The following is a 9,695-nucleotide window of genomic DNA, read 5'->3' on the forward strand; positions in this document are numbered from 1 at the left end:
GTACGCGGCGCATACCTGGGAGATCGGTTGGCCCTGGCCCGGGTTTAGATGCAGCGGGCAGGTCTTGACCGGGGTCAAAAGGGCCGGCGGGTCGGAACGCCGGGGGCAACCTCTCAGGCCCCGTCGGGGATGACCGGCTCCACCAGCAGGGCCAGCTGGGCCAGGGATTCCTGCCAGCCGAGGACGCAGAGCTCCGGGGGGATGACGGCGGGGATGCCCTCCTGGACGATGTCCACCTCCGTGCCGCAGCTCACGGGGCGCAGGTTGACGGTGACCTGCATGTCCCCGGGGAGGTTGGGATCGTCGAAGCGATCGGCGTAGCGCAGCCGCTGGGAGGGCACCAGCTCCAGGTAGGTGCCTCCGAAGGCATGGGTGCTGCCGGTGCCGAAGTTGGTGAAGGACATGCGGTACCCGCCGCCCACCCGGGCGTCCATCTGGTGGACCTTTCCCGTGAAGCCATAGGGGGGCAGCCACTTCGCCATGGCATCCGGGTCGAGGAAGGCCCGGTAGATCTTGTCGGGCGTGGCGCGGAGCACCCGATGGAAGCGGACGGTGGAGGGGGCATCGCTCATGGCTGGCTCCGGGAGAGGGGTCCGAAATGGGATGCCGGTGGTGGGAGGGGCGTCACGGGCCCTCGGTTTCGAGCCCTTAGTTGCGAGTTCGCCCCTCCCCCTCGATTCGCGCATAAAAGCTGGTGCGGCGCAGGTTCTCCTCGACCTTGAAGGCCTGCTGCAGGGGCGGGAAGGCGCGCTGCTCGCAGTCGGTGCGCTCGCAGAGCCGGCAGGTGACGCCCACGGGGACCGGAGGTTGATCCAGGCGCAGGCCGTCGGCGTAGATGAGATCCTTGGCGTGACCCATCTCGCAGCCCAGCCCCACGGCCTGCATGGCGTGCTGGCCCCGGTAGCCGCCGGTGTCCTTCTGCAGAGTGCGGGCGATGCAGAAGTAGCGGCGGCCATCGGGAAATTCGCTGATCTGGGTGCGGATCAGGCCCGGCGTGAGGAAGGCCGCATGGGCGTTCCAGCGGGGGCAGGCACCGGAGAAGCGCGCGAAGCGGATGCCCGAGGCGGAGAAGCTCTTCGAGATGTTGCCGGCGATGTCGATGCGCAGGAAGTGGAAGGGCACGCCCTCGGCGCCGGGCCTGCGCAGCGTGGTGAGGCGGTGGCAGACCTGCTCGAAGCTGGCCTGGAAGCGGCGGGCCAGGATCTCGATGTCGTAGCGCTCGGTCCGGGCCGCTTTCAGGAAGCGGTCATAGGGCATGAGCACGGCGCTGGCGAAGTAGTTGGCCAGCGCCACCCGGGCCAGGGCGCGGGAGGCGCCCGTGCGGAGCAGCGGGTGGGCGGTGAGGCGGTCCAGCAGGTCGCTGTGGTCGAGCAGGGCGAGCTGGTGGGCCAGCTGGAAGGTGCGGCTGCGCTGGGGCAGCAGCTCGGACAGGCTGAGGGTGCGGCGGTCCGGGTCGAAGTGGCGCAACAGGCCGGGACCTTCCGACACCCGGTGGATGCGGACGGCGATGCCTCGAGCCTCGAAGCAGGCCGCCAAGCCAGGGTAGGGGGCATCGGCCTCCAGGCCGGCGTTGATCCACAGGGCCTCGGCGGCCAGCTCCAGCTCCGGGAAGTGGTTCATGGCCTGCTGGATGAAGTCGCCGACCTCCTCGGAAGGCAGCCGCGTGGCCTCCGGGTCGAAGCCCTGGCCATCGCTGAGCTTGGCGGCCAGGGTGCCGAGACCGTCCTGGGCGTGCTGGTAGGCGCGGTACAGCTCGAAGACCCCCCGGGCCAGCTGGGGGTTGTTCTGGACGAGCTCGCGAACATCCTGCGCCTGGAGGCCCAGGGGCTCGAAGAGGGGATCCCCGAAGGCCTCCATGAGGTCATCGGACAGGCGCTGGTCCTCCTCCGGCGCCAGGGCCTTGAGGTCCAGCTTGAACTGCTGGGCCAGCCGGATGAGCAGGGGGGCCGTGAGGGGGCGCTTGTTGCCCTCAATGAGGTTGAGGTAGCTGGGGCTGATGCCCAGGGCCTCGGCCAGCTGGACCTGGCTGAGGCCCTCCTGGCGGCGGAGCAGGCGGATCTTGGCACCGAGGCGGGCGGCGGGCTTGGTGGGAGCGGCAGAGGGCATGGGACCTCGTTTACATAAATTTACAAAATCCAAAGAAACGATTGACTGAAATTTTCAGTTCAACCCCTATCAAATCAGCTGTTCATTGACTGGTCAAAGAATAAGTCAATCTTTGACACAACGCCACTCCCCAACTTTTCCGAGGTGATTCATGACCCCTAAGTTCCCTGTCCCCCCCATCGAGGACGACTTCTCCGCTCACCGCTGGGAGGGCATCACCCGGCCCTACACCGCCGAAACGGTGAAGAAGCTTCGCGGCAGCCTCCGCATCGAGCACACGCTCGCCCGGCTGGGTGCCCGCAAGCTCTGGAAGCTCCTCCAGAACGATGAGCCCACCCGGGCCCTGGGCGCCCTCAGCGGCGGCCAGGCCGTGCAGATGGCCCGGGCCGGGCTCAAGGCCATCTACTGCTCCGGCTGGCAGGTGGCGGCGGACGCCAATCTCTCGGGCCAGTCCTACCCGGACCAGAGCCTGTATCCGGCCAACTCGGTCCCGGCCCTGGTCAAGCGGCTGAACAACGCGCTCCAGCGCACCGACCAGGTCGAGCACGGCGAGGGCGGCATCAGCCGCGACTGGTTCCTGCCCATCGTGGCCGACGCCGAAGCGGGCTTCGGCGGCCCCCTCAACGCCTACGAGCTCATGAAGGGCATGATCGAAGCGGGCGCCGCGGGCGTCCACTTCGAGGACCAGCTCTCCAGCGAGAAGAAGTGCGGCCACCTGGGCGGCAAGGTGCTCATTCCCACGGGCCACTTCATCCGCACCCTGGTGGCGGCCCGCCTGGCGGCCGATGTCATGGATGTGCCCAGCCTCATCATCGCCCGCACGGATGCGGACTCCGCGCGCCTGATCACATCGGACATCGACGAGCGGGACCAGCCCTTCCTCACGGGGGAGCGCACGCCCGAGGGCTTCCACCGCATCACGGGCGGGCTGGCCATGGCCATCGCCCGGGCCAAGGCCTACGCGCCCTACGCGGACCTGATCTGGTGCGAAACCTCCACGCCGGACCTGAAGGAGGCCCGCGCGTTCGCCGAGGGCGTCCACGCCGAGTTCCCCGGCAAGCTGCTGGCCTACAACTGCTCGCCCTCCTTCAACTGGAAGAAGAAGCTGTCGGACGATGAGATCGCCGCCTTCCAGCGTGAACTCGGGGCCATGGGCTACAAGTTCCAGTTCATCACCCTGGCGGGCTTCCACAGCCTCAACCACGGCATGTTCGAGCTGGCCAACGCCTACCGCACCGAGCACATGACCGCTTACTCCCGGCTGCAGGAGGCCGAGTTCGCTTCAGAGGAGAAGGGCTACACCGCCACCAAGCACCAGCGCGAAGTGGGCACTGGCTACTTCGACGAGGTGGCCCAGGCCATCAGCGGCGGCCTGGCCTCCACCCTGGCATTGGCGGGTTCCACGGAGGCCCAGCAGTTCCACTAGGCGAGGAATCCGTTTGGCTGGAAGGGCCGTGGACGCGCTATTTCGAGGCGTCCGCGGCCTTCTTGTCGGCGACAGTCTTGTCGTTGATGACGGTCCCCGCCGGAGCGGCGGGCTTCGCGCCGGCGGCGGCATAGGCCTGCCCCGTGTGGTGGTAGATGAGGTATTCGCCGAAGAAGACGGCCATGAGGTCGGCCCGCTCCTTGAAGTAGGCGAAGCCGTGCTCGTCGCCGTCCTTGATGTTCACGGCCACGCCCGGCAGGTCCTTCACGGCCTGGGCGTTCTCGAAGGCGTCCTTATCGCCGGCGGAGGCCAGCACCAGGGTGGAGGCCCGGCCCCGCAGCAGGGCGGCCTTCAGCCTTTCCCGGGAGCCTTCGCCGAAGGCGCCGGTGCCCGCGGGGCTGAGGCTGAGGATGGCGACGGGCTTGACCTCGGGCGCGGCCAGGAGCGCCGAGAAGGCGCCGACGCTGGAGCCGGCGAGGCCGATGCGGCGACCGTCCACGCCGGGCTGCTTCCGCAGCCAGGCGGCGGCCTGGGCCAGATCAGCGGGGATCTTGTCGAAGCCCACGGCCTTGGCGGAGGCCATGAAGTCGCCGGTGACCTTCACCTCAGCGCCGTCCTTGAGGGTGCTGGCGCCGTGGCCGCGCAGGTCCAGGGCCAGGGTGCCGATGCCGCGGGCGGCCAGGCGCTCGGTCAGGGGCGCCCAGCCCGAGCGGGCCGCGCCGAACTGGTGGGCCAGGATCACCACAGGGGCCTTGCCCTTCGCGGCGGGCAGGGTGAGGGTGCCCTTGAGGGCGAAGCCATCGGCGCTCGTGAGGGCCATCTCCGTGGTGGCAGGGGCGGCGGCCAATGTCAGGGCCAGGGATGCCAAGGGGGCCAGCAGGCGGAGCATGCGCATGGGTACCTCGGGAAAGTGCCCCACTCTAGCACGCGTGGAACCCGGCGATTCATGGGGTATAAAGGAAGGCTTCCCGTTCTTTCGAGGTGCTCATGACCGCCCAGACCCCCGATGCCATCCTGCAGGAGACGAAGCGCCGCATGCATGCGTCTGTGGAGGCGCTGAAGAAGGAGATGGCGACCATCCGGACCGGCCGGGCCAACGCCAGCCTCCTGGATAATGTGCATGTGGAGTACTACGGCTCCATGGTGCCCCTGAACCAGATGGGCACCGTGTCCGTGCCCGAGGCGGGAATGCTGGTGGTGACCCCCTTCGACAAGAGCGCCATCAAGGCCGTGGAGACGGCCATCCTCAAGTCCGAGCTGGGCATCAATCCCGGCAATGACGGCAATGTGATCCGCCTGCCCATCCCCATGCTCACGGAGGAGCGCCGCAAGGAGCTGGTGAAGGTGCTTCACCGCCTGGGCGAGGAGATCAAGACCGGCGTGCGCAACATCCGCCGGGATGCCAACGAGGATGTGAAGAAGCTCGAGAAGCTCAAGGAGGGCCACATCTCCGAGGACGCCGCGAAGAAGGCCCTGGACGACATCCAGAAGCTCACGGACGCCCACATCAAGGAGGTCGATGAGGCCATGAAGCACAAGGAAGCGGAGATCCTCAAAGTCTGAGCCGGTGCTGAGCCTTCCCAAACTCCTCCTCCTCATGCTTGCCGCCCTGCTGGCAGGCTTCATCGACGCGGTCGTGGGCGGAGGCGGACTGATCACCGTGCCGGCCCTCATGCTGGGGCTGCCGGCGGGCACGCCGCTGCCCACGCTGCTGGGCACCAACAAGGTGGTGGCCGTCACGGGCACCACCATGGCCGCGGGCAAGTTCCTGCGCTCGGGGACGCTGGCCTGGCGCGAGATGGTGGGGCCGGTCCTGGCCTCGGCCGTGGGGGCCTCGGCGGGGGTGTGGCTCACCTACCGGATGCACGGGGACTTCCTGCGGCCGCTGCTGCTGATCCTGCTGGTGGCCATGCTGGCCTTCACCCTGCTGAAGCCCGAACTGGGCAGCCTGCACGCGCCCCGCTATGGCCTCACCCATCAGCGGGGCCTGGCGGCGGCCATCGCGCTGGCGCTGGGCTTCTACGACGGATTTTTCGGCCCGGGCACCGGCTCCCTGCTGATCTTCCTCTTCGTGGCGGTGCTGGGCTTCGACTTCCTGCGGGCCTCTGCCCTGGCCAAGAGCGTGAACTGGGCCTCCAACATCACCTCCATGGGCCTCTTCGTGTGGCACGGCAGCTGGATTCCCTCGGTGGCCCTCGGCATGGCCGCGGCCAACGGGGTGGGGGGCTACTTCGGTGCCCATATGGCGCTGAACCGGGGCAGCGGCTGGGTCCGCGGCCTCTTCATCGCGGTGGTGGGGGCCCTCATCCTCCGCCTGGGCTGGCAGGTCCTGTTCTCCTGACCGTGGGGAAGATATTGCAGCTTTGAAAGGGGCTGGAGCGCAGGGCATACTCCCGGCACGAGGCCACCGTGAAAAAAGGAGAGGAAGGGCAGGGGAAGGCGAGCTTTTTCGTCCCTTCCGGACGGGCCGCACCCCTGGAGCTGCAGGATCAGGCGAGCTTCTGTCTGGACGAACCCCTGGTCCACGCGATGCTCGAGGCCGTGGACAGCTACGCGGTGGTGCTCAATGCGCAGCGCCAGATTCTCGCTGCGAACCCCCTTCTGCTGGAGGGGATCGCGAAGGAGAACCCCGGTGATTTCCTCGGCCTGAGGGTGGGTGAGGCCTTCCACTGCGTCCACCGGGCCGAGGGATCGGATGGCTGCGGTTCCTCCCGGGCCTGCCAGGGCTGCGGGGCCCTCCTCGCGGTGCTGGCCGCCCAGGACTCGCAGCAGCCTTCCTCGGGGGAATGCCTCCTCAGCCTCCAGCGGGAGGGCCGCTGGGAGGCCCGGGAATTCTCGGTGCGGGCCCGCCCGCTGGTGGTGGCAGGACACCGGCTCCTCCTGCTCACGCTCAAGGACATCAGTGCCCAGAAGCGGCGGGAGTCCCTCGAACACATCTTCATCCACGACCTCGTGAACTCCCTGCACGGGCTTCAGGGATGGACGGAGATGCTTCAGGGAAGCGGTTCCGACGCGACCGCCATCGCCACGCGGATCCTCGAGATGACCGATTGCCTCACGGAGGAGGTGGAGTCGCAGCGGCGCCTGCTGCTGGCCGAGCGGAACGAGCTGGTGCCGGACCTCCGCGAGACGACGCCCGGGAAGCTGATCGAAGACCTCGCGGGATCGCTGGATGCGGAGTCCCAGGCGCGCCTGATCTGCCTGACGCCGGCGTCGGACGCCCCGGTCCTGCGGACGGACCCGGCGATCCTGAACCGGATCCTCACGAACATGGTGCGGAACGCCCTGGAGGCGATGCCGACGGGAGGGCAGGCGCGGCTCTGGTTCGAGCTGCGGTCGGGGCAGCCCACCTTCGTGGTCCAGAACCCCGGGTACCTGCCGCCGGAGGTGGCGGACCGGGTGTTCCAGCGGTCCTTCAGCACCAAGGCGGCCCGCGGGCGGGGGCTGGGCACCTACGGGATGAAGGTGCTGGGCGAGACGGTGCTGGGCGGGAAGGTGGGCTTCACCACCGGCTGGGAGGACGGGACGCGCTTCTTCATCATGCTTCCGGGTGGATGAGCCCCGACCCAGGTTATGCTGGTCCCTCCATGCCCGCCTCTCGCCCTCGTCCCTTCGCCTGGGACATCCTCTTCCGAGCGCTGCGATTCTTCTACCTGCTCTGGGGCGGGATGCTGTTGTCGACCCTGGCGTTCTATGGCCGCCTGAAGCTGCCGCCCGCGTTCTGGCACTGGCCCGAGTTGTGCCGGGCGCTCATGGGCCCCTGGGGCCGGGCCCTGGCGCTGGGTTTCGGCCTGGTCATGTGCCTGGCCGCCCTGCTGGAGGTCTGGGAGCTGGTGGATCGGGTGCTGGTGCGCTTCATGGGGGAATCGGAGCGGTAGGGTTCCGTTTTGGACCGGCCCCGGCCGGAAACGCCTCTTGGTGAATCGGGTGCTTTTGGTGATCCTGGAACCTTGGGCTTGAACCCTTTCGGGGTTCGGGCCATTCAAATAGCGTGTCTCGGAGGCGTGGCGATATGGCGCAGGCGGTTCGTGGTGTGATCGGGGCGGGACTGATGCTGGGCGCGGCCGCCCTGCCCATGGCGGCGCAAAGCCTGGCCCTGCCAGCCGCGGATCCCGTGGGCATCGCCCGCAGCGGCGCCCAGGTGGCCTACGGCTACAGCCTGGAAGCGGCCTCGACCAATCCCGCGCTGCTGGCCTCCCTGCGGGAGAACCGGGGCTTCTATCTCGCGGCCGGGCTCGACCTCGCCTCCACCCAGCAGAGTCTGGAATCCAATCAGCGCACCACCTTCAGCACGGACCGCAACCGGGGCATCGGCGCCTTCGGCGCGGCCTTCCGCCTCTCGCCCTCCTTCAGCCTCGGACTGAAGCTGGATGAACCCTTCATGCGCCATGGGCGCCTCCGGAACGATGCGCCCAGCCGCTTTCTCGGAGATGGCCTCGACCTGTCGGCCCGCCGCCTGGAAGGGCAGATGGCCTGGGCCCTCAGCCCGAATCTGTCCTTCGGCCTGGGGCTCGGAGCCGCTCGCCTGAGCTTTGAATCCAGCAGCGTCATGCGGTTCGGCGTGCCGCTCGATCCCTCGCAGCCCACCTCTGGAATCAATCCCGTGCAGGGGCTGGTCGAGCAGCGGGTCGCCCAGTCGGGGAACAAGACGGTCCCCAGCTATTCACTCGGGTTGCGCTGGGCCATCAATCCCCGCTGGACCCTGGGTGCGGCGCACCAGTCCGGGCTGAAGGGCGACCTGAAGCTCAGCGCGGGCTTCCGCGATGCCAGCCTGGGTCTCTACGCCAACGACGGCCTGAGCCTCGCGCCCCTGGGCACCGCCCCGCGGGCCACCGCGCTGCTGGGCGCCTCGACCCCCGTGCAGGCCGGCAGCCGGACGCTCGAGCTGCCGTCGCAGACCTCGGTGGGCTTCCGGCATCGCGCTACGCCCATGATCACCTGGGAAGCGGACCTCCGCTGGACCTCCGCCAGCCTGCGCATGCCGGCCTTCGCGGTGGTCTCCACCCCCAGCGGACCCGCGTCGGCCTCGTCGGAACTGCCCCAGGGCAAGAGCCACCTGGGCCTCGGCGCCTCCGTGGAAGTGGAACTTGGCAAGTTCTGGACTGTCCGAGGGGGCCTCTCCCTCGACCAGCGCTCGGTGGAAGAATCAGCCGCGGAACCCCTGCTGGGGGGCTCGCGCACGGCCGCCTTTTCCATCGGTGCCGGGTACCGGATCTGGAGCGGCGAACTGAGCCTCGGCTATCAGTACCGCCAGAGCGAGGACCAGGACACCCGCCGCCTCGACGGCGTGTGGAGTGCCGCAGGTTTCCGCGCCACGGGCACCCGCGTGCGCATGGAGGGCATGGGGCATCTCCTGGCCCTCGGTTTCAAGAAGACCTTCTAGCCATGCGCTATCTCGGTCCCCACGCCTGCGAGGAGGCCCTGGTCCGTGGGGAGCTGCACACGGTCTGGATTGCGCCCGCGGCCTTCGGGCGGCTGGCGAAGTTCGTGGGCGAGGCCCGCGCCGCAGGGGTGGTGGTGCACCGCGAACCCATGGAGGGCATCGACCGGCGTAGCCAGGGGCAGCGCCACCAGGGCGTCCTGGGCGAGGGCGGCGCCTTCGCCTACGCGGAGTTCGAGGATGTGCTGGCCGCCGTGAAGGAGAAGGGCGACGCCGCGCTGATCCTCGCCCTGGACGGCGTCACCGATCCCCACAACCTGGGCGCCATCCTGCGCTCCGCCGCCGCCGCCGCGGTGGACGGTGTGATCCTTCCCGAGCGGCGCTCGGCGGCGGTGAACGACACCGTGGTGCGCGCCAGTGCCGGTACGGCGGGCCGCGTGCCGGTCTGCCGGGTGGTGAACCTGGGCCGCGCCCTGGACGACCTGAAGGAGGCCGGGGGCTGGATCTACGGCCTGGCCGCAGGCGAGGGCAGCCGCGACTATTTGAAGGAATCCTTCGACCGCGCGACGGTGCTGGTGATGGGGGCCGAGGGTGAGGGCCTCCACCAGAAGATCCGCGAGCGCTGCGATGGGCTGCTGCACATCCCCATGCCCGGCGGCATCGAGAGCCTCAATGTCTCGGCCGCCGCTGCGGTCACGCTCTTCCGCGTGATCGCGCGCCGCGGGCAGGCCAGTCCCGAAGTTTCCCCTTGAGGGGGCTCTGGGGGCGTGATATCTTTCGAGT

10 protein-coding genes are annotated in these 9,695 nt (G+C 68.8%); 7 read left to right on the forward strand and 3 right to left on the reverse strand.

Going from position 1 to position 9,695, the window contains the following annotated elements:
- Positions 1-113: 113 nt before the first annotated feature.
- Positions 114-572, reverse strand: a complete 459-nt coding sequence (locus QZ647_RS00980) for an SRPBCC family protein (RefSeq protein ID WP_291270395.1) — start codon at positions 570-572, stop codon at positions 114-116.
- A gap of 76 nt (positions 573-648) precedes the next feature.
- Positions 649-2,106, reverse strand: coding sequence for a short-chain fatty acyl-CoA regulator family protein (locus QZ647_RS00985; protein WP_291270396.1), 1,458 nt, complete (start codon positions 2,104-2,106; stop codon positions 649-651).
- A 151-nt stretch (positions 2,107-2,257) separates the two neighbouring features.
- Here QZ647_RS00985 and aceA point away from each other — a divergent pair, with 151 nt between their 5' ends.
- Positions 2,258-3,532 (forward strand): isocitrate lyase, encoded by a 1,275-nt coding sequence (gene aceA / locus QZ647_RS00990; RefSeq protein ID WP_291270397.1) that lies wholly within the window; start codon positions 2,258-2,260, stop codon positions 3,530-3,532.
- A 37-nt stretch (positions 3,533-3,569) separates the two neighbouring features.
- Here the strand turns inward: aceA and QZ647_RS00995 are convergent, their stop codons facing one another.
- The gene (locus tag QZ647_RS00995) at positions 3,570-4,427 is read right to left on the reverse strand and encodes an alpha/beta fold hydrolase (RefSeq protein WP_291270398.1); all 858 of its coding nucleotides are present in this window, start codon (positions 4,425-4,427) and stop codon (positions 3,570-3,572) included.
- A gap of 92 nt (positions 4,428-4,519) precedes the next feature.
- Here QZ647_RS00995 and frr point away from each other — a divergent pair, with 92 nt between their 5' ends.
- The 6 genes from frr to rlmB all read left to right on the forward strand — a co-directional run bounded on the left by frr (position 4,520) and on the right by rlmB (position 9,664).
- Complete coding sequence (gene frr, locus QZ647_RS01000; RefSeq protein WP_291270399.1) at positions 4,520-5,095, forward strand: ribosome recycling factor; 576 nt, start codon at positions 4,520-4,522, stop codon at positions 5,093-5,095.
- A gap of 4 nt (positions 5,096-5,099) precedes the next feature.
- Positions 5,100-5,873 carry a TSUP family transporter gene (locus QZ647_RS01005; RefSeq protein ID WP_291270400.1) on the forward strand — a complete coding sequence of 258 codons (774 nt, stop codon included), beginning with the start codon at positions 5,100-5,102 and terminating at the stop codon, positions 5,871-5,873.
- Positions 5,874-5,941: 68 nt separating this feature from the next.
- The gene (locus tag QZ647_RS01010; RefSeq protein WP_291270401.1) at positions 5,942-7,090 is read left to right on the forward strand and encodes a HAMP domain-containing sensor histidine kinase; all 1,149 of its coding nucleotides are present in this window, start codon (positions 5,942-5,944) and stop codon (positions 7,088-7,090) included.
- 29 nt (positions 7,091-7,119) lie between these two features.
- The gene (locus QZ647_RS01015) at positions 7,120-7,410 is read left to right on the forward strand and encodes a hypothetical protein (RefSeq protein ID WP_286354207.1); all 291 of its coding nucleotides are present in this window, start codon (positions 7,120-7,122) and stop codon (positions 7,408-7,410) included.
- Between the two features lie 134 nt (positions 7,411-7,544).
- Positions 7,545-8,915, forward strand: coding sequence for an outer membrane protein transport protein (locus tag QZ647_RS01020; RefSeq protein ID WP_291270402.1), 1,371 nt, complete (start codon positions 7,545-7,547; stop codon positions 8,913-8,915).
- Positions 8,916-8,917: 2 nt separating this feature from the next.
- On the forward strand, positions 8,918-9,664 hold the full coding sequence (gene rlmB / locus QZ647_RS01025) for a 23S rRNA (guanosine(2251)-2'-O)-methyltransferase RlmB (RefSeq protein ID WP_291270403.1): 747 nt from the start codon (positions 8,918-8,920) through the stop codon (positions 9,662-9,664).
- The last annotated feature ends 31 nt before the right edge of the window (positions 9,665-9,695 follow it).

It is taken from the genome of Geothrix sp. (assembly GCF_020622065.1).
Lineage (GTDB): Bacteria > Acidobacteriota > Holophagae > Holophagales > Holophagaceae > Geothrix.

What these genes read in the sequence shown, in the direction of transcription:
- QZ647_RS00985 (WP_291270396.1), bottom strand. Translation starts at nt 2,106, where the DNA reads ATGCCCTCTGCCGCTCCCACCAAGCCCGCCGCCCGCCTCGGTGCCAAG.
- QZ647_RS01015 (WP_286354207.1), top strand. Translation starts at nt 7,120, where the DNA reads ATGCCCGCCTCTCGCCCTCGTCCCTTCGCCTGGGACATCCTCTTCCGA.
- frr (WP_291270399.1), top strand. Translation starts at nt 4,520, where the DNA reads ATGACCGCCCAGACCCCCGATGCCATCCTGCAGGAGACGAAGCGCCGC.
- rlmB (WP_291270403.1), top strand. Translation starts at nt 8,918, where the DNA reads ATGCGCTATCTCGGTCCCCACGCCTGCGAGGAGGCCCTGGTCCGTGGG.
- aceA (WP_291270397.1), top strand. Translation starts at nt 2,258, where the DNA reads ATGACCCCTAAGTTCCCTGTCCCCCCCATCGAGGACGACTTCTCCGCT.
- QZ647_RS01020 (WP_291270402.1), top strand. Translation starts at nt 7,545, where the DNA reads ATGGCGCAGGCGGTTCGTGGTGTGATCGGGGCGGGACTGATGCTGGGC.
- QZ647_RS00995 (WP_291270398.1), bottom strand. Translation starts at nt 4,427, where the DNA reads ATGCGCATGCTCCGCCTGCTGGCCCCCTTGGCATCCCTGGCCCTGACA.
- QZ647_RS00980 (WP_291270395.1), bottom strand. Translation starts at nt 572, where the DNA reads ATGAGCGATGCCCCCTCCACCGTCCGCTTCCATCGGGTGCTCCGCGCC.